Annotated in this window: 17 protein-coding genes and 1 riboswitch; of the genes, 3 read left to right on the top strand and 14 right to left on the bottom strand. The window is 65.1% G+C overall.

Features of this window, described 5'->3' with window-relative positions; all coding sequences use genetic code 11:
- Nucleotides 1-150: 150 nt before the first annotated feature.
- Entirely contained in the window at nucleotides 151-1,035 is an 885-nt protein-coding gene (locus GEV01_RS14220) for a dienelactone hydrolase family protein (RefSeq protein WP_152805279.1), read from the bottom strand.
- Nucleotides 1,036-1,064: 29 nt separating this feature from the next.
- Nucleotides 1,065-3,836 (bottom strand): DNA polymerase I, encoded by a 2,772-nt coding sequence (gene polA, locus GEV01_RS14225; protein WP_152805281.1) that lies wholly within the window; start codon nucleotides 3,834-3,836, stop codon nucleotides 1,065-1,067.
- Between the two features lie 244 nt (nucleotides 3,837-4,080).
- On the opposite strand from polA, the gene GEV01_RS14230 reads away from it, so the two are divergent.
- The 3 genes from GEV01_RS14230 (at nucleotide 4,081) to GEV01_RS14240 (ending at nucleotide 6,294) form a co-directional block, all read left to right on the top strand.
- On the top strand, nucleotides 4,081-4,485 hold the full coding sequence (locus tag GEV01_RS14230; protein ID WP_152805283.1) for a hypothetical protein: 405 nt from the start codon (nucleotides 4,081-4,083) through the stop codon (nucleotides 4,483-4,485).
- Between the two features lie 79 nt (nucleotides 4,486-4,564).
- Complete coding sequence (locus GEV01_RS14235; protein WP_152805284.1) at nucleotides 4,565-5,524, top strand: homoserine kinase; 960 nt, start codon at nucleotides 4,565-4,567, stop codon at nucleotides 5,522-5,524.
- Complete coding sequence (locus tag GEV01_RS14240; RefSeq protein ID WP_152805286.1) at nucleotides 5,521-6,294, top strand: BPSS1780 family membrane protein; 774 nt, start codon at nucleotides 5,521-5,523, stop codon at nucleotides 6,292-6,294. The genes GEV01_RS14235 and GEV01_RS14240 overlap by 4 nt, the downstream gene beginning before the upstream one ends.
- Nucleotides 6,295-6,389: 95 nt before the next feature.
- On the opposite strand, the gene GEV01_RS14245 is transcribed toward GEV01_RS14240, so the two are convergent.
- The 12 genes from GEV01_RS14245 to GEV01_RS14300 form a co-directional block, all read right to left on the bottom strand.
- Nucleotides 6,390-8,693: a UvrD-helicase domain-containing protein gene (locus tag GEV01_RS14245; protein WP_152805288.1), complete on the bottom strand. Its 2,304-nt coding sequence runs from the start codon at nucleotides 8,691-8,693 to the stop codon at nucleotides 6,390-6,392.
- A 48-nt stretch (nucleotides 8,694-8,741) separates the two neighbouring features.
- On the bottom strand, nucleotides 8,742-10,874 hold the full coding sequence (locus tag GEV01_RS14250; protein ID WP_152805291.1) for a M56 family metallopeptidase: 2,133 nt from the start codon (nucleotides 10,872-10,874) through the stop codon (nucleotides 8,742-8,744).
- A 133-nt stretch (nucleotides 10,875-11,007) separates the two neighbouring features.
- Nucleotides 11,008-11,190 carry a hypothetical protein gene (locus GEV01_RS14255; protein ID WP_152805293.1) on the bottom strand — a complete coding sequence of 61 codons (183 nt, stop codon included), beginning with the start codon at nucleotides 11,188-11,190 and terminating at the stop codon, nucleotides 11,008-11,010.
- Between the two features lie 128 nt (nucleotides 11,191-11,318).
- The gene (locus GEV01_RS14260) at nucleotides 11,319-12,425 is read right to left on the bottom strand and encodes an S-(hydroxymethyl)glutathione dehydrogenase/class III alcohol dehydrogenase (RefSeq protein WP_152805295.1); all 1,107 of its coding nucleotides are present in this window, start codon (nucleotides 12,423-12,425) and stop codon (nucleotides 11,319-11,321) included.
- A gap of 101 nt (nucleotides 12,426-12,526) precedes the next feature.
- Nucleotides 12,527-12,982 carry a DNA-binding transcriptional response regulator gene (locus GEV01_RS14265; protein ID WP_152805297.1) on the bottom strand — a complete coding sequence of 152 codons (456 nt, stop codon included), beginning with the start codon at nucleotides 12,980-12,982 and terminating at the stop codon, nucleotides 12,527-12,529.
- 257 nt (nucleotides 12,983-13,239) lie between these two features.
- Complete coding sequence (locus GEV01_RS14270; protein WP_152805300.1) at nucleotides 13,240-13,869, bottom strand: ANTAR domain-containing response regulator; 630 nt, start codon at nucleotides 13,867-13,869, stop codon at nucleotides 13,240-13,242.
- Nucleotides 13,870-13,930: 61 nt separating this feature from the next.
- Nucleotides 13,931-14,584 carry a thiamine phosphate synthase gene (thiE, locus tag GEV01_RS14275; RefSeq protein WP_152805302.1) on the bottom strand — a complete coding sequence of 218 codons (654 nt, stop codon included), beginning with the start codon at nucleotides 14,582-14,584 and terminating at the stop codon, nucleotides 13,931-13,933.
- 9 nt (nucleotides 14,585-14,593) lie between these two features.
- Nucleotides 14,594-15,466: a bifunctional hydroxymethylpyrimidine kinase/phosphomethylpyrimidine kinase gene (gene thiD / locus GEV01_RS14280; protein WP_152805304.1), complete on the bottom strand. Its 873-nt coding sequence runs from the start codon at nucleotides 15,464-15,466 to the stop codon at nucleotides 14,594-14,596.
- On the bottom strand, nucleotides 15,463-16,248 hold the full coding sequence (locus GEV01_RS14285) for a thiazole synthase (RefSeq protein WP_152805307.1): 786 nt from the start codon (nucleotides 16,246-16,248) through the stop codon (nucleotides 15,463-15,465). Before GEV01_RS14285 ends, thiD begins: the two co-directional genes overlap by 4 nt.
- A gap of 18 nt (nucleotides 16,249-16,266) precedes the next feature.
- Nucleotides 16,267-16,470 (bottom strand): sulfur carrier protein ThiS, encoded by a 204-nt coding sequence (thiS, locus tag GEV01_RS14290; protein WP_152805309.1) that lies wholly within the window; start codon nucleotides 16,468-16,470, stop codon nucleotides 16,267-16,269.
- A gap of 7 nt (nucleotides 16,471-16,477) precedes the next feature.
- Complete coding sequence (gene thiC / locus GEV01_RS14295) at nucleotides 16,478-18,394, bottom strand: phosphomethylpyrimidine synthase ThiC (protein ID WP_152805310.1); 1,917 nt, start codon at nucleotides 18,392-18,394, stop codon at nucleotides 16,478-16,480.
- Between the two features lie 75 nt (nucleotides 18,395-18,469).
- Nucleotides 18,470-18,573: riboswitch (TPP riboswitch) on the bottom strand.
- Nucleotides 18,574-18,697: 124 nt separating this feature from the next.
- Nucleotides 18,698-19,279: a hypothetical protein gene (locus GEV01_RS14300; RefSeq protein ID WP_152805312.1), complete on the bottom strand. Its 582-nt coding sequence runs from the start codon at nucleotides 19,277-19,279 to the stop codon at nucleotides 18,698-18,700.
- Nucleotides 19,280-19,289 lie beyond the last annotated feature (10 nt).

Below are 19,289 nucleotides of genomic sequence, written 5' to 3' on the forward strand. Positions count from 1 at the left end.
TGGTGGCCAGTAGGATGGAGATGAGTACGGGATCGATGTTATAGCCTCTTGTAGCAGGGACCGTGCCGCTGCGCGCGGGCCGGGGGCGTTATTTTACCGCCCGGCCCGGTTTTATGCTCATCTTTGGCTAAAAGCCCGGAAAAACAGCCCTTAGATGACGCCGTTTTGCTTGAACCAGGCCAGCAGACGACCCCAGCCATCCTTGGCGTCGGCTTCGACGTAGCTGGCGCGGTAGTCGGCATTAAAGGCATGGCCGGAGTTCGGGTAGACGACGAAAGTGGACTTGTTCGGCCCCTTGGCCAGCGCCGCCTTCATCGCGGCGATCGACTCCTGGCTGATGCCGGTGTCCTTCAAACCATACAGGCCCAGCACCGGCACGCTCAGAGATCCAGCGATATCAACTGGGTGCCTGGGAGTCACCGGAGTGCTGTCGCCCAGCAGCCGGCCGTACCAGGCCACGCCGGCCTTGATGCTCGGATTGTGCGCGGCGTACATCCAGGTGATGCGGCCGCCCCAGCAGAAGCCGGTGATGCCGATCTTGTCGCCGTTGCCACCGTTGGCCTTGGCCCAGGCCACGGTCGCGTCCAGGTCGGCCATCACTTGCGCGTCCGGCGTTTTGGAGATGATGTCGCGCTGCAGCTCGGCAATCGAGGCGGCTTTTTGCGGATCGCCCTGGCGCACGAACAGGTCCGGCGCCAGCGCCAGGTAGCCCTGTTTGGCCAGGCGGCGGGCGACGTCGGCGATGTGCTCGTGCACGCCGAAGATTTCCGATACCACCAGGATCACCGGCAGATTGGTCTTGCCTTCCGGCTGGGCGCGGTACACGGGTACTTGCACGCCGTCCACCGTGAGGGTGATGGTGCCGGCGGTCAGGCCGGCGGTGTCGGTCTTGATGACGTTCTGCGCCACCACCGGCAGCGCGGCGGCGGCAAAGCCGGTGCCCAGCGCCACCTTCAGGAAGTCGCGGCGGTCGACGCCGTCCGACAGACTGGTTTTGGTCAATAAACTCTTTGCATCCTGCGTCAAATCATCCATGCGATTCCTCCTGATTAGTGCGCGGAAGCTCAGTGAGCTTCCTCCCAATTTTTCCCGACACCGACTTCGGCGGTCAGCGGAACCTTCAGCTCCGCCACGCCGGCCATCAGCTTCGGCAGCATATCCTTGACCAGCGCCAGTTCGGCATCCGGCACTTCCAGCACCAGTTCATCATGCACCTGCATGATCATCTTGGTTTGCAGCTTATCCTTTTCCAACCAATCCTGCACCGCCACCATGGCGAGCTTAATCAGGTCGGCCGCCGTGCCCTGCATCGGCGCGTTGATCGCGGCGCGTTCGGCGCCCTGGCGGCGCGGGCCGTTCGGCGAATTGATCTCCGGCAGCCACAGGCGGCGGCCGAACACCGTCTCCACATAGCCGCGCGCCTTGGCCTGCAAGCGCGTGTCGTCCATGTACTGCTTGACGCCCGAGAAGCGCGCGAAGTAGCGGTCGATATAGCTTTGCGCCGCGCCACGCTCGATGCCCAGGTTGCCGGCCAGGCCGAAGGCGCTCATGCCGTAGATCAGGCCGAAGTTGATGACCTTGGCGTAGCGGCGCTGCTCGCTGGAGACGTCGTCCTTCTCCACGCCGAAGATCTCGGCCGCAGTTGCACGGTGAATGTCGACGCCTTCGGCAAACGCGCGCAGCATGTTCTCGTCTTCCGAGATGTGCGCCATGATGCGCAGCTCGATCTGCGAATAGTCGGCCGACACGATGTGGCTGCCCGGCGGCGCGATGAAGGCCTCGCGGATGCGGCGACCTTCCTTGGTGCGGATCGGGATGTTCTGCAAGTTCGGATCGTTGGAGGCCAGGCGGCCCGTCACCGCCACCGCCTGCGCGTAGTTGGTGTGCACGCGGCCGGTTTCCTGGTTGATCCCTTTCGGCAGCTTGTCGGTGTAGGTCGACTTCAGCTTGGACAGGCTGCGGTATTCCAGCAGCACTTTCGGCAGCGGATAATCCTCGGCCAGCTTTTGCAGCACTTCCTCGTCGGTCGATGGTGCGCCGCTCGGGGTCTTCTTCACCACCGGCAGTTTCAGCTTCTCGAAGAAGATCTCACCGATCTGCTTCGGTGAACCGAGGTTGAACGGCTGCTCGGCCAGCTCATGCGCCTTCGCTTCCAGCTCGACAATCCGCGCGCCCAGCTCGGCCGACTGGATGTTGAGCAGCTCGGCGTCGATGTGCACGCCGTTGCGCTCGATCTTTTGCAGCACCACAGCGGTCGGCAGTTCGATGTTGCGGTAGATGAAGTTCAGCTTGGCGTCGTTCTCCACCTCGCCGATCATGGCCTGGTGCAGGCGCAGCGTGATGTCGGCGTCTTCCGCCGCGTACTCGGTGGCGCGGCCGATCTCCACCTTGTCGAAGGTGATCATGCTGGCGCCCTTGCCGCACACGTCCACGAAAGGAATCGTCGTGTGGTTCAGGTGGCGCAGCGCCAGGCTGTCCATGTCGTGCGTGCGGTGCGATTCGAATACATACGATTCGAGCAGCGTGTCGTGCTGGATGCCTTTCAGCTGCACGCCGTGGTTGGCGAAGATGTGGCTGTCGTACTTGAGGTTCTGGCCGACCTTGAGCTTGGTCGCGTCTTCCAGCCATGGCTTCAGCTTGGCCAGCACGTGCTCGCGCGACAGCTGTTCCGGCACGCCCTGGTAGCTGTGCGCCACCGGGATGTAGCAAGCCACGCCCGGCTCCACCGACAGCGAAATGCCGACCATCTGCGCCGTCATCGGCTCCAGCGACGTGGTTTCGGTATCGACGGCGGTCAGCTTGGCGGCGTCGATCAGGGCGATCCACTTGTCCAGCTGTTCATCGGTCAGCACGGTTTCGTAGCTGGTGTTGAGCTTGGGCGCATCACCAAACATGTCCAGGTTGGCGGAGACGGCGCCGCCAGCGGCAGGCTCAGCGGCGGCAGCGGCAGCCTTGCCGACCGGCGCCTGCGGCGTGGCCGTGCCCAGCTCGCGTAGCAGCGTCTTGAAGCCGTACTTGCTGAAGAAGGCCAACAACGTTTCCTTGTCCTCGCCGCGCGCCACCAGCGATTCGGCGATCGTCGTCATGTGCTCCGACAGGTCGCAGTCCAGCTTCACGGTGATCAGCTCGCGGCCTTTCGGCAGCCATTCCAGCGCGTTGCGCAGGTTCTCGCCGACCGCGCCGCCGATCTGGGCGGCATTGGCGATCACGCCGTCCAGTGAGTCGTAGGCCGTCAGCCACTTCAGCGCGGTCTTCGGGCCGCACTTGGACACGCCCGGCACGTTGTCGACGGTGTCGCCGATCAGGGTCAGGTAGTCGATGATGCGGTTCGGCGGCACGCCGAACTTGGCCAGCACGCCGGCCTCGTCCATCTTCTCGTTGGTCATGGTGTTGATCAGCATGACCTTGTCGTTGACCAGCTGCGCCAGGTCCTTGTCGCCGGTGGAGACCACCACGTTCATGCCGGCCTGCGCCGCCTGCACCGACAGCGTGCCGATGACGTCGTCCGCCTCCACGCCCTCGACCATCAGGATGGGCCAGCCCATGGCCTTGACCGCCTCGTGGATGGGCTCGATCTGCAGGCGCAGGTCGTCCGGCATCGAGGCGCGCGTGGCCTTGTACTCGGGATACATGTCGTCGCGGAAGGTCTTGCCCTTGGCGTCGAACACGCAGGCGATGTAGGCCGCCGGGAAGTCGGCGCGCAAGCGGCGCAACATATTGACCATGCCGTGCATGGCGCCGGTCGGATAACCGTCCGCGCTGCGCAGGTCGGGCAGCGCGTGGAAGGCGCGATAGAGGTAACTGGAACCGTCAACTAACAGCAGGGTATTTTGCATAGACACTAGATTTGGGTGAGGGCGCCGCGCAACAATGGCGGCAAGGCCACGAATGGCGCATTATCGCAGGTTTTGGCGGCGCTTCAGCAGCCCGCCGTCGTCTTTTCAAAATAACAATACCCCGGCGCCACTGTGGGGAAATCGGCTTTTAAAAACAGCGAACCGTGTCTGTTTGTTACAATGGATCATACATAAAAATTTGACGGTTTTTCACACCCGACTTTCACCCCTAAGGCGATCCATCATGATGCGCACGACCACCCTCTTGCCTGCCCTCCTCCTGACGCTGTTCGCCCACACGGCGTTTGCCCAGTCGACTCCGAGCCAGGCGCCGCCAAAACTGGAAAAGATAGAGGAAATGGCCGACGATCCGATCACCGTGACGGCCAAGCCGGCACAGGAACGCCAGATCACGGAAAAGCGCGACAACAGCGGCCAGGTCGTGGAAGCCACCGTCAAAAGCGGTCCCAGCACTTACAAAGTGAAACCCAACCATCCCGTCGGCACCGCCCTGCCCGGCGACGCCATGGGCAGCGCCAACCGCGGCCCGCAATGGACGGTGATGGAGTTCGACATCGGCAAGAAGAAGAAAAAAACCACGGAAGAAGACGGCTCGACGGATACCGCCGCGCCGCCTGCCGTGAAATAAAGCGCACGCCCGCCCAGCGGGCGTCCCCCGGCGCCCGCACGACTGCGGCGCCGCTCACCGAACCTCATCAAGTTTTCACATGGCAGTTTTTACCCCGGTCAGCCTGGATGACCTTACCCCGTGGATCAAGCAGTTTCCCCTCGGCCAAGCCTTGGCGCTCAAAGGCATCGCCAGCGGCATTGAAAACAGCAACTTCTTCCTGACGACGGAGCGCGGCGAGTTCGTGCTGACCATCTTCGAGAACCTGTCCTTCGAGCAGTTGCCGTTCTACCTCAAGCTGATGCACCACCTGGCCGACCGCGGCGTGCTGGTGCCGGCGCCCATCGCCAACGACCAGGGCGAGCTGATCGTCGCCCTGCACGGCAAGCCCGCGTCCATCGTCACCAAGCTGGAAGGCAAGTCGCAGATGGATCCGCAGCCGGTGCATTGCGCCGCCGTCGGGGCCATGCTGGCGCGCATGCACCTGGCCGCCGTCGACTATCCGCTGCAACAGCCCAATCTGCGCGGCCTGGACTGGTGGAACGAGACCACGCCGCAGGTACTGCCCTTCCTGGACGAGAGCTGCGCCCACCTGCTGCGCGCCGAAATGCACTTCCAGGAAGCGTTTGCCGGCTGCGACACCTACCGCCAGTTGCAGCGCGGCCCCGTGCACGCCGACCTGTTCCGCAACAACGTGATGTTCGACGGCGAGCGCCTGACCGGCTTCTTCGACTTTTACTTCGCCGGCTGCGACACCTGGCTGTTCGATGTCGCCGTCACCGTCAACGACTGGTGCATAGATCTCGACACCGGCGTGCTGGACGCAGCCCGCGTACGCGCCATGCTGGACGCCTACCACGCCGTGCGCCCGTTCACCGATGCCGAACAGACCGCGTGGCAGCCGATGCTGCGCGCGGCGGCGCTGCGCTTCTGGCTGTCGCGCCTGTACGACTTCCACCTGCCGCGCGAAGCGGAGATGCTGACCCCGCACGACCCGGGCCACTTCGAGCGCATCCTGCGCGAACGCATCGCCACGTCGGCGCCGGAGCTGCGCGGATGAGCACACTTCCCGCACGCACCGGCTGGCATTGGGTCAAGCAGGCTTTGCAGCTGTTCCGCAAGCAGCCGGGCGCGCTGATGGCGCTGTTCTTCTGCTGCATGTTCATGTCGCTGTTTTCGCTGGTGGTACCGCTGCTCGGCTCCGTGGCGCCGACGCTGCTGGCGCCGATGTTCAGCATCGCCCTGCTGCAAGCCTGCGCCGACATCGACCATGACCAGCGCGCCTTGCCCCGGCTGGTGTTCTGCGGCTTCCGCAAACCCGCGCGCGGACCGCTGCTGGGCCTGGGCCTGCTGTATCTGCTGGTGATGCTGTTCGCGCTGGCGGTGCTGAGCTGGCTGGACGACGGCGTGCTGATCAAGATGGCCACGCGCCAGATCCCGATGGACAAGGACATGCTGGAAAACTCGCGCAGCGCGCTGTTCGTGTCGTCCGGCATCTACATGCTGGGCTGGATGCTGACCAGCCTGGCCGCGCCGCTGATCTACTGGCAGAAGATGACGCTGGCCAAGGCGCTGTTCTTCAGCGTGGTGACGGTGGCGCGCGACTTCAAGGCCTTCCTGGCGGCGGCCGTGGTGCTGTTCCTGATGTTCCAGATCGGCAGTGCGATCCCGGTGCTGCTGTTCGATTCGGCGCAGCTGGAAGTGACCGCCATCTTTACGTTGTTCCTGATCATGGTGGTCCTGATGCATTGCACGCTGTACGCCTGCTACCGCCAGATCTTCGGCACGCCGGAGGCCAGCGCGCCGCCGGCGGCTCCGCCGACGGCATAAGCGCGTCGTTCCCGCGCAGGCGGGAACCCATAGGCCGCGTGCGACGCACGTTCAGCATGGGTTCCCGCCTGCGCGGGAACGACTTGCGGTTCGGCTCAGCGGCCCAGCCGCTCCAGCTTGGCGATGCTCAGGTCTAGCACCTTCATGCCGTGGCTGCCGAAGTTGATCTGCGCGCGGGCGTTGTTGCCGCTGCCCTCGATGTTGACGATCACACCCTCGCCGAACTTGCCGTGCGCGACGGACTCGCCGATGCGCCAGCCGGAGCCGGGCGACTTCTGCGCGATCTTTTGCGCGATGGCGTTGTCCGAGCCGACCAGCGGCGTCTCGTCCCAGGCCGACTTCTTGTTGGCGAACCAGTGCGACTGCACCTTCGGCGACAGCCACTTCAGCGATTCCTCCGGCAACTCGTCGAAGAAGCGCGACTTCATGTTGTAGCGGGTCTGGCCGTGCAGCATGCGCGTCTGCGCGAAGCACATGTACAGGCGCTGGCGCGCGCGCGTGATCGCCACGTACATCAGGCGGCGTTCCTCTTCCACGCCGTCGTGCTCGCGTGAGCTGCTCTCGTGCGGGAACAGGCCCTCTTCCAGACCGGTGATGAAGACGTTGTTGAACTCCAGCCCCTTGGCCGAGTGCACCGTCATCATCTGCACGGCTTCCTGGCCGGCGGTGGCCTGGTTGTCGCCCGCCTCCAGCGACGCGTGCGACAGGAAGGCCGACAGCGGCGACATCACGGTCGGCAGCGCGGCGTCGGCGTCGAGGATCTCGAAGCCGTCTTCGTTGACGATGGGGACGCCGGCCTGCGCCTGCGCCTGCGGGCCCAGATGCGCCGGGGCGCCCTGGCCGTAGCCTTCTTCCGACACGAACTGGGTTGCCGCGCTGACCATCTGCTCCAAGTTCTCGATGCGGTCGGCGCCTTCTTTTTCGGTCTGGTAGTGGGTCAGCAGGCCGGAAGCCTCCAGCACCACGCGCACCAGTTCCGGCAAGGCCATCTGCTGCGTTTCAAAGCGCGCGCCCTCGACCAGCTTGACGAAGCCGCCCAGCGACGAGCCGGCCTTGCCCGCTACATACGGCACGGCGGCGTACAGCGAAATGCGGTGCTGCTCGGCGGCCGCCTGCAATGCCTCGATCGAGCGCAGGCCGATGCCGCGCGTCGGGAAATTCACCACACGCAGGAAGGCCGAGTCGTTGTGCGGATTGTCCATCAGCTGCAGGTAGGCGATCGCGTGCTTGACCTCGGCGCGCTGGAAGTAGCGCAGGCCGCCGTACACGTGGTACGGAATGCCGGCCGAGAACAGCGCATGCTCGATCACGCGCGACTGCGCATTGGAGCGGTACAGCACGGCGATCTCGCTGCGGGCGGCGCCGTCGGAGATCAGGCTCTTGGTTTCTTCGATGATCCACTGCGCCTCGGCCAGGTCGGAGCTGGCTTCGTACACGCGCACCTGCTCGCCGTGGCCGGCGTCGGTGCGCAGGTTCTTGCCCAGGCGCTTGCTGTTGTTGGCGATCAGCACGTTGGCGGCATCCAGGATGTGGCCGTGCGAGCGGTAGTTCTGCTCCAGCTTGATCAGGTTCTGCACCTTGAACTCGCGTTCGAAGGCGCTCATATTGCCGACGTTGGCGCCGCGGAAGGCGTAGATGCTCTGGTCGTCGTCGCCGACGGCAAACAGCGCGCTGCCGCCGTCGCGCTCGCCATGGCCGGACAGCAGCTTGAGCCACTTGTATTGCAGGTCATTGGTGTCCTGGAACTCGTCGACCAGGATGTGCTTGAAGCGCTGCTGGTAGTGTTCGCGCAGCGGCTGGTTACGGCTGAGCAGCTCGTAGGTGCGCAGCAGCAGCTCGGCGAAATCGACCACGCCTTCGCGCTGGCACTGGTCGTCGTAGAGCTGGTAGAGCTCGCACTTCTTGCGCTCGTCGGCGTTGTAGGGTTCGATCTTGTCGGCGCGCAGGCCCTGGTCCTTGGCGCCGTTGATGAAGTACATCACCTCTTTCGGCGGGAACTTCTCGTCGTCGACATTGTGGGCCTTGATCAGGCGCTTGATGGCCGACAGCTGGTCCTGGGTATCGAGGATCTGGAAGGTCTGGGGCAGCGCGGCGTCGCGGTGATGGGTGCGCAGCAGGCGGTTGCACAGGCCGTGGAAGGTGCCGATCCACATGCCGCGCGTATTAATCGGCAACATCGCCGACAAACGCGTCATCATTTCCTTGGCCGCCTTGTTGGTGAAGGTGACGGCCAGCAGGCCCGACGGCGACACCTGGCCGGTTTGAATCAGCCAGGCGATGCGGGTCGTCAGTACACGGGTTTTGCCGGAGCCGGCGCCCGCGAGGATGAGGGCGCTTTGTGCCGGCAGGGTCACGGCGGCGAGTTGTTCGTCGTTGAGGTTATGAAGAAGATTGTGCATCCCATGATTATACCGGTACTGGCTGCATACACAGTACTTTGGGGTTATTTAGGTGGACGGCGCGGGCACGGCTTTGCCGGTCTTGACGGCGTCCTTGATCAGCTCCTTCATGGTGCGTTCGGCTTCGCGGCTGGCCTTGGCTTGCTCGCGGCCCAGCTCGCCCATGGCCTGGCCCAGCTCAGCCATCGGCTTGCCGGCTTCCGCCATCTGCTTGCTCAGCGCCTGCATGGGCTGCTGCATGGCCTGGATTTTCGCCTGCTGCGGCGCCAGTTCGCGCTGGTATTGCGCCATCTGCTTTTGCAACGGCTCCATTTCCGCTTGCAGCGCGGCCTGGCGCTCGTGGAAGCGGCGCATTCTTTCCGGCGTCGGATCGTCGCCCATCTCGCGCGCCGCCTGTTCGATGCGCCGTCCCACGGCTTCCTGCTGCCGCGCTATCCGGTCCATCTGGCGCTGCTGGCGGTCCATGTCCAGCTGGATCTTGTCCCCGCTCTCACGGCCCAGCTTGTCCATCTGCCGGCCCAGCTCGTCCATGACCTTGCCTTGGGCGTCCATTTTCTTGCCCTGCGCATCCATTTTTTCACCGAGGCGGTTGACCGGCGCCCAGGCTTCGTCGGCCTTGGCGATCGCCGCTGGATCCTGGATCAGGTAAGTCTTGTCGCCGTCGCGGAACCAGATGAAATCGCCCTTGACGGTGCGGCGCGCGGCCTCGATTCTGTTCAGGTCCGTGCGGGAGGCGGACACCGTGATGCCTTCCTTGTTGCCGTGCACCAGCGCGTAGCCGGCATTGTGGCTGTCACGGTCGTAGCGGAGGTTCTGCACGCTGGCCAGACGCGGTGCCGGTGGTGCGGGTGGCGCGGCAGGAGCCGCCGGAGCAGCAATCGCGGCCGGCGCGGCGGGGGCTGCCGGCGCGGCCGGCGCGGCCATCATCGGCACGGCAGGCACGGCGGGCACTGCAGGCAAGGCACGCATCGCCTTGACAGGCTTGGCTGGCTTGGCCGGTTTGGCTGGCGCGGCGGGAACGGCTGGCGCAGCTTCGGCCGCCATCGGTTCGGCAGGCGCGGCCGGCGCTGGCGGAGCCGGTGGTGCGGGAGGCTGCGTCTGGTCGGACTGCTCCACCGTTGCGGCCTGGGCGGCAACCGGGGGCAAGGGCGCGGCGTGCGCATAGAACACGGCGCCGGCAGCAAACAAACCCATCAGGGGCAAGGCCATCTTCCAGCTGACTGGTTCGACATCGGGACGCAGCAGGCGTTTAATACGAGACATGAGATTTCCTCCGTGAGCCGCGTGGGCTAGTTGTGTGGTGTCGAACTGGAACCGATCCAGTTCCGACAGGGCCTTCGCCAGCCTCTGGGGCTGGCCGAGCATGTCCACTGCGAGGTCGTCGGCGATTTGTTCCCGCTCGATCCGTATCCTGCGCGACAGCGCCCAAACACTAGGGTGATAGAACAGCACGATCTCGATCGCGCTTTGAACCAGGTTGACCAGATAATCATGCCGCTTGATATGCGCCAGCTCGTGCGCCAGCAGGGCTTCCAGCAAGTCCGGCGGCATGCCGCTGACCAGCGCGGTCGGCACCAGCACGATGGGGCGCCAGCAACCGGCGGTGATAGGACTGTCCAGCAGATCGGCCACGCCCAGCCGCACATGGCGTTCGATGTCGAAGCGGCGGGCCAGTTCGGACAGGCGCCGCTGCCAGTAATGATTGACGGTGTACTCGCCGGCGCGGGTGCGCGCAGCCACCCATTGCAGGCCCAGCGCCAGCCGCAGCGACATCAGCACCGCGCCGGCCAGCCACAGGCCTACCACCCACGGCAACTGGCGCCGCAGCACTGCTTCAAAGGAGGAGAAAGTGAGGTCGCCCAGCAGGCCCGGCGCGGCGGCAGCGGCGGCCTGGCCTGCGGCGTCCGCGATGCCGGCGCCCTGCCCGGCCAGCGCGCGCAGCAGCGTGGCGGCTCCGGCGCCCTGCTCGGCATCGGACAACTGGACCAGGATGCCGGCCAGCGGCAGCGCGGCGCACAACAACATGCCGGCGCAGGCCACGGCGTAGCGGGTCTGCGGACGGGCACCGCGCAGCGCATACATCGCCAGCGCGACGGCCCAGCCGATCAGCAGGCCTTGCCAGATAAAGTGCAACAGCGCCCAGCCGATGGCGGGCACCAGGGCGGCCAGGACGCTGCTCATGAGCGTCCTGCCTGCCGTGAAATCTTATGACTGCGTATCGCTTCCATGCCGCACTCCCCAGTTGATGGATGTAGAATAAATTATCTAGATGTCGTTGTCTAGAACTTTTTTTCTACATTCATCGCACCGGGATTTAGTGGGCGCGCTTGGCGCTGATGGTGACGACCGGCATCTTGACACCATCGACCACGACCACCTTGATCTTGCCTGCGTCGATGGCTTGGGTGGCGCGCGCTTCGGCGCTGGCGTAGCCGGTGGCGCACAGGATGACAGCGCTGGCGACGAAGATGATTTCCATGTTTTTCAGTACGTTCATGATGTTTCTCCTTCAGTGGTGGGCCTTACTTCCATGACTCCACTGTAGCCAAACACATCGATGAACGCCTGCGGATTGCGACGGAATGCAGCTTCACCGGAGCCAGCTGCATTCCGCCGCGACAGGCGTCAATAAATGACGACCGAGCGGATCGATTCGCCGCTCTTCATCAGATCGAAGCCTTCGTTGATGCGTTCCAGCGGCAGGCGGTGGGTGATCAGGTCGTCGATATTGAGCTTGCCTTCCATGTACCAGTCGACGATCTTCGGCACGTCGGTGCGGCCGCGCGCGCCGCCGAAGGCCGAACCCTTCCACACCCGCCCCGTGACCAGCTGGAACGGACGGGTGGAAATCTCCTGCCCCGCCGCCGCCACGCCGATGATGATGGACTGGCCCCAACCCTTGTGGCAGCACTCCAGCGACTGGCGCATGGTGGTGGTGTTGCCGATGCACTCGAAGGAGTAGTCGGCGCCGCCGTCGGTCAGCTGGATGATGGCGTCGACCACGTTCTCGACTTCGGTCGGATTGATGAAATGGGTCATGCCGAACTTGCGCGCCATTTCCTGGCGGGCCGGGTTGATGTCGACGCCGATGATCTTGTCCGCGCCGACCATCTTGGCCGCCTGGATCACGTTCAGGCCGATGCCGCCCAGGCCGAACACCACCACGTTCGCGCCCGCCTCGACCTTGGCCGTGAACAGCACCGCGCCGACGCCGGTGGTGACGCCGCAACCGATGTAGCACACCTTGTCGAACGGCGCATCTTCGCGGATCTTGGCCAGCGCGATTTCCGGCACCACGATGTAGTTGGAGAAGGTCGACGTGCCCATGTAGTGGTAGATAGGCTTGCCGGCTATGGAGAAGCGGCTGGTGGCGTCCGGCATCAGGCCGCGGCCCTGGGTAGCCCGGATCGACTGGCACAGGTTGGTCTTTTGCGACAGGCAGAATTTGCACTGGCGGCATTCCGGCGTGTACAGCGGAATGACGTGGTCGTCCTTTTTCAGCGACTTGACGCCGGGGCCGACATCGACCACCACGCCCGCGCCCTCATGGCCGAGAATGGCCGGGAAGATGCCTTCCGGATCGGCGCCGGACAGCGTGTAGTAATCGGTGTGGCAGATGCCGGTGGCCTTGATCTCGACCAGCACCTCGCCTTCGCGCGGGCCGCCCAGTTCCACTTCCTCGATCGTCAGCGGTTTGCCCGCCTGCCATGCGATAGCTGCTTTGGTTTTCATTGTTCGTCCTGTGGCTGTGTTATTCGGGGGACCGGAACGGAGGGCCGTTCCGGTGGTCCGCCATGATAACAAGCCGAGGGCGATCTGTGGTGCGCGCTCCGCTACTGCGGTTCGACCGGCATCGCCTGGCCCAGGCACAGCAGGTCCGACACCGTGCGCCACAGCTGGCGCGGCGAAGTCCACGGCTTGGGCAGGAAGGCGCTGCCGGCCAGATGCTGCTCCGGATGGCGGGCCGAGTACAGCAGCACGCGCGCCTCGCCCTGGCGCTGGCGCACCAGCGACAGCAGGCTGCCGCCGTCGCCGTCCGGCAGGTCGGGGTCGATCACCACCAGCGCGAAGCGCTGCAGCCGCAGCAGGGATTCGGCATCGGCCAGCGTGGCCGCGTGCGTCACCTGGGTTTCCGGCACGAGCAGCGTGGACAGCACCAGCGCCGTGTCGGCGTCGCCGTCCACGTGCAGCACGCGCGGCGCTTCCGCGAAGATCGAAAAGCCGATGGCGCCGCCGCCTTCCTGGTCGCTGAAGGGACGGTAGGTTTCCTGGGAAAAATCGTTCGTCATAAGTGTCTCCGCACACAAAGCAAATGGAAATGCGGTGCCGGCAGCAAAGGGATAGCCGGGGCAACGCGGGGTCGGCGGAGTTGGGCCGAGGGGTCATGACGGTCGCAGGGGAAAGGCGGCCGGAGAGGCGGCAAGCGCAGGTTGGAGGCCCTGCCGCACATCGAAGCGGGCGGGTATGAAAACCCGCCGCTAACAAACACAGTCTACATCATGAATGCCACAAAGCAAGAAAATGCTGGGCGAAAAACAGCCGGCGTCTACTTTTTCAGACGCTGGCTGAAGGCCAGGTGCAAACTGTTCAATGTTTCTTCCGCCGCCAGCAGCTGGTCGGCCACCTCGTTGACCTTGCGGCGGTTGGAGCGGGCGTGGTCGCGCAGCACTTCGAAGGCGGTGTTGCGGTCGGTCTGGAATTTGCACATCAGCAGGCCGACGGCCAGGCTGGTTTCGCGGCCGGCGGCCAGCGCGGCGTTCAGGTTCAGCTCGGTGCGGCGCAGCTGGCGGATTTCGTCGGCGCGCGCCAGGCCGGCGGTAAAGGCCGGCATCAGGTGCTTCTCGTCGACCGGCTTGACCAGGAAGCCGACCGCGCCGTAGGAGGCGGCCTGCTTGCCGGCGTCGGCATCGCCGCGGCCGGACAGGAACATGAACGGCACCGAACTGGTGGCGTGCAGCTGCTTGGCCAGTTCCAGCCCGTTCATGCCGGGCATGTGGATGTCGAGCAGGGCCAGGTCCGGCTCGCGCTGGGCGATCAGCTGCAGCGCCTGTTCGGCCGACGACGCCTTGAGGATATCGTAGCCGGAGCTGCCCAGCACCTCGCCGAGGAAATCGAGCAGCAGTTGATCGTCGTCGACGATGAGTATCAGACGCTTCGGGCTGGTAGGGACATTCATAGGGCGGCAACCTTGGGCTTAAGCTAACGCCCCAATTATAAAGCGGAAAACCGCGCCCGCCTCAAGCGATTTGTACACCCGCCTTTTCCGCCGCATACAGGCGGGTAAAAGCCGCCACCGCGGCCGCCACATCGTCGGCCTGGTAGACGCTGCTGATGGCCGCCACCATCGAAGCGCCGCGCGCCGCCAGCGGTGCGGCGTTTTCCGGCGTCATGCCGCCGATCACCACGGTCGGCACGCGGATGGCTTCGCGCGCCTGGTCGAGGATCTCCATCTTGGTAGTGACTGCGTATTTTTTCACGCGCGACGGATAGAAACCGCCGAAGGCCACGTAGCTGGCGCCGGCCGCCTGCGCGTCCAGCGCGCGCGGCAGGTCGCCGTAGCAGGAGGCGCCGATGATCTTGTCCGTGCCCAGCTGGGCGCGCACCTGCGCCACCTCGGCATCGGTGCCGCCGACGTGGACGCCGTCGGCGCCGATCTGCTCGCACAGTTCGACATAATCGTTGACGATGAAGGGCACGCCGTAGCGCCGGCACAACGCCAGCAGCGCGCCAGCCTGCTCCAGCCGCAACGCCGGGCCGGCTTCCTTGTGGCGGTATTGCAGCAGCGCGATGCCGGGGCGCGCGCCTTGGCCGGCGGCCAGCGCCTGCTCGCTCAGGTCCAGCAGGCGGGCGGTGTCGTCCCAGTTGGGCGTGACCAGATAAAGTCCTTGCATGATGTTCTCTCAGATGTGGGGTAAGCGCTGCGGGATGCGCTGGCCGGGCGCCACGGTGTAGGCGCCGCGCAGCGAACGGTAGCAATACTGCTGCGCCAGTTCCAGCGCGCGCTCCATCGGCATGCCCAGCGCCAGCTGGCCGGCGATGGCCGAAGCCAGCGTGCAGCCGCTGCCGTGGAAGGCGCCGCTCAAACGCGGCCAGTTCCAGTTGCGCGAATCTTCCTGCGGGCCGGGGTCGGACAGCCGCTGCATCGGCGCCGCGCCGGGGCCGAACCAGCGGTTGACCACTTCGTCGCCGTCGCCGTGGCCGCCGGTGATCAGCACATGACGGCAGCCGCGCGCGCGCAAGGCCTGCGCCTGCGCGGACGGATCGGCGGCGCCGGTCAGCGCCAGCGCCTCCGGGCCGTTGGGCGTGAGCACCGTCACCAATGGCAGCAGCGGCGCCAGCGCCTGCACCGCGTCGTCGCGCGACAGCAGATCGCCGTGGCCGCTGGCCAGCACCGGGTCCAGCACCACCGGCAGTTCCGGCTGGCGGCGGCGCAGCCGCGCGATCACCTCGGCGATCGCCTGCGCGTTGGCGGCACTGCCGGGGATGCCGATCTTCACCGCCCGCACCGTCACCTTGTCGACCAGCGCCTGCGCCTGGCGCAGCACCATGGCGCCGTCGACCGGCTGCACGCCGTAGACGCGGTCGTTGTCCTGCACCGTCAGCGCGGTGGCCACGGTGAGCGCATGCGCGCCCTGCCCGGCCACCGATTGCAGATCGGCCGCGATGCCAGCGCCGCCCGACGGATCGAGTCCGGCGAACACCAGCACGCAAGGCCGCGCCACCAGTTGCGCCATCAGCTGCGCGGCCAGTTCGGCGGACAAGGGCACGCTCATGCCAGCCGGCCCGCCATCGGCGACGACGGCGAGGCTGCGAACTTGCGGGCGATGCGGCCGGCCAGGTAAGCCTCGCGGCCGGCCTGCACGCCCAGCTTCATGGCGCGCGCCATGCGCACCGGATCCTGCGCGCCGGCGATGGCGGTGTTCATCAGCACGCCGTCGCAGCCCAGTTCCATGGCGATGGCCGCGTCCGAGGCCGTGCCGACGCCGGCATCGACCAGCACCGGCACCTTGGCCTGCTCGATGATCAGCGACAGGTTCCACGGATTGAGGATGCCCATGCCGGAGCCGATCAGCGACGCCAGCGGCATCACCGCCACGCAGCCGATGTCTTCCAGGATCTTGGCCTGGATGGGATCGTCGCTGCAATAGACCATGACGTCGAAGCCGTCCTTGACCAGCGCCTCGGCGGCCACCAGCGTTTCCGGCATGTGCGGGAACAGCGTCTTTTCGTCGCCCAGCACTTCCAGCTTGACCAGCTTGTGGCCGTTCAGCAGTTCACGCGCCATCTGCAGCGTGTAGACCGCGTCCTTGGCGGTGTAGCAGCCGGCCGTGTTGGGCAGGATGGTGTACTGCGACGGCGGCAGCACGTCCAGCAGGCTGGGCGCTTTCGGATCCTGGCCGATGTTGACGCGGCGGATGGCAACGGTGATGATTTCCGCTTCGGCGGCGTCGGTCGCCTCGCGGGTCTGTTGCAAGTCCTTGTACTTGCCGCTGCCGACCAGCAGCCGCGATTTGTAGCTCTTGCCTGCGATGGTGAGCAAGTCCTGATTTTCCATGATGATTCCTTGATGTGTTTAACCGCCGCCGATGGCGCGCACGATGTCGACCTTGTCCTGCGGCTGCAGCTCGCGCTGCGGCCACTGCTGGCGCGGCACCACCGCGCGGTTGACCGCCAGCGCCAGCGCCTGTCCCGTCAGCGACAAAGCGGCTATCAGTTCACCCAGCGTCTGGCGCGGCGGCACCTGGTGCGGGGCGCCGTTCAATTCGATGTCGATCATGCCGGCCTCACAGCTTGCGATACAGTTCGGCGCCGTTCTTGATGAACTCCACCGCCTTGACCTGCATGCCCTGCTCCAGCGCCGCGCCGTCGCTCATGCCGTTGGCGGCGGCGAACTCGCGCACTTCCTGCGTGATCTTCATCGAGCAGAAATGCGGGCCGCACATCGAGCAGAAGTGCGCCACCTTGGCCGAATCCTTGGGCAGCGTCTCGTCGTGGAACTCGCGCGCCTTGTCGGGGTCGAGGCCGATGTTGAACTGGTCGTCCCAGCGGAACTCGAAGCGCGCCTTGGACAGCGCGTTGTCGCGGATCTGCGCGCCCGGATGGCCCTTGGCCAGGTCGGCCGCGTGGGCGGCGATCTTGTAGGTGATGATGCCGTCCTTGACGTCGTTCTTGTCGGGCAGGCCCAGGTGCTCCTTCGGCGTGACGTAGCACAGCATGGCCGTGCCGTACCAGCCGATCTGCGCGGCGCCGATGCCGGAGGTGATGTGGTCGTAGCCGGGCGCGATGTCGGTGGTCAAAGGGCCCAGCGTGTAGAACGGCGCTTCGTGGCACTGTTCCAGTTGCAGGTCCATGTTCTCCTTGATGAGCTGCATCGGCACGTGGCCCGGGCCTTCGATCATCACCTGTACGTCGTGCTTCCAGGCGATCTGGGTCAGTTCGCCCAGGGTCTTCAGTTCGCCCAGCTGGGCTTCGTCGTTGGCGTCGTAGATCGAGCCTGGGCGCAGGCCGTCGCCCAGCGAGAACGACACGTCGTAGGCCTTCATGATCTGGCAGATCTCTTCGAAGTGCGTGTACAGGAAGGATTCCTTGTGATGCGCCAGGCACCACTTGGCCATGATGGAGCCGCCGCGCGAGACGATGCCGGTCAGGCGCTTGGCCGTCATCGGCACGTAGCGCAGCAGCACGCCGGCGTGGATGGTGAAGTAGTCGACGCCCTGCTCGGCCTGTTCGATCAGCGTGTCGCGGAAGATTTCCCAGGTCAGGTCTTCGGCCTTGCCGTTGACTTTTTCCAGCGCCTGGTAGATCGGCACGGTGCCGATGGGGACCGGGCTGTTGCGGATGATCCATTCGCGCGTTTCGTGGATGTGCTTGCCGGTGGACAGGTCCATGACGTTGTCGCCGCCCCAGCGGATGGCCCAGGTCATCTTCTCGACTTCCTCGCCGATCGACGAGGTGACGGCGGAGTTGCCGATGTTGGCGTTGATCTTCACGAGGAAGTTGCGGCCGATGATCATCGGTTCGATTTCCGGGTGGTTGATGTTGGCCGGGATGATGGCGCGGCCACGGGCGATTTCCTCGCGCACGAATTCCGGCGTGATGGTGGCCGGGATGCTGGCGCCGAACGACTGGCCCGGATGCTGGCGGCCCATCAGGTCGGCCAGGCGCTGGCCCATCGGGCCGGAGTTCTTCAGGTTTTCCAGGTATTCCTGGCGGCGCAGGTTTTCACGGATGGCGACGAACTCCATCTCGGGCGTGATGATGCCCTGGCGCGCGTAGTGCATCTGCGTGACGTTCTTGCCCTCGCGGGCGCGGCGCGGCTTGCGGTGCAGGTTGAAGCGCAGCTCGGCCAGCGCCGGATCGGCAAGGCGGGCCTGGCCGTACTCGGAGGTCGGGCCGTCCAGTTCCTCGGTATCGTCGCGCTCCAGTATCCATGGCAGGCGCGGGGTCGCGGCCAGGCCGGAGCGGATGTCGATGGTGGCGTCCGGGTCGGTGTAGGGGCCGGAGGTGTCGTAGACGTAGATCGGCGGATTGGCTTCGAAACCGAACGAGGCCGGCGTATCGGCTTGGGTGATTTCGCGCATCGGCACGCGGATATCGGGACGGCTGCCTTCGACGTAGACTTTGCGGGAATTCGGTAAGGGCTTGATGGCTGCCTCGTCCACCGTGGCGGTGGCGGAGAGGAATTTAGGATTGGCGTTCATTTGGCTCCTTCGTTAGCTACAGGAGCCAGCAAAGGAGGTTGGACGGCGCCGGGCCACAGAGGGAACGATATGTGGCGGCGATGTCCTAAGCTTCCCTTCGCTGGCATTATCCAGATCAGGTTCGGAGGGTATTTCTCACCCGCGCATCGCAATGATGCGCAGGACCCCTAGCGTGTGCCGCCTTGCGGCAGCGGACTAATTATACGCCGGCCTTTCCAGGTTGCGCAAAAAATACCGGTTAGTTTGTTTTTCGTATGATACGGACGAAGGTGGAGGTTTTCTGATCAGGCCCGGACGCCGAGATCAGTTGGCCAGCGCCACGACGTCCTTGTCCGAACACAGACTCTTCAGCGTGAAGGCCATGCTGCCGGTGGCGTTGTTGAGCGCATAGTTCAGCGCGGTGACGAACTCGGAGGTCGAATTCATCATATTGGCTTTGCTGCCGGCCGCCCGCACCTTGACCACGTCGCGCTTGCCCGAGCGCAGCACGCCCATATCCATCGCCACTGTGCCGTTGATGCGCATGCCGGCGTGGAAGGTGTAGGCACGGATCAGGCTGATATCCAGGTTCACCGCGCCCGCCACCGGCGTCGGGCTGTGCTGGACCTTGAAGCCGTAGGCGGCCAGGTTATCCAGCCCGCCATTGAGCCAGGTCAGCGGCTCGCCGGCGACGATAGGAATGACGGCGTTGCCTATGGTTTCCTTGTTGTTGCGGCCGTCCGTTACGCTCAGCAGATTGATGGCGCAGGCGTTGGGATAGCGCACCGGCGGCGTGTCGCGGGTGGCGGCGTCATAGGCCAATACGGCGTTCTCGACCGCCTGGGCGGCCGGGGCGTGCACGGCGGCGGCCAGCAGCGCCGGCAATACGATCTGTTTCAGTTTCATGCGCTCGATC

Origin of the sequence: Rugamonas rivuli (assembly GCF_009380165.1) — a bacterium.
GTDB lineage: Bacteria > Pseudomonadota > Gammaproteobacteria > Burkholderiales > Burkholderiaceae_D > Rugamonas > Rugamonas rivuli.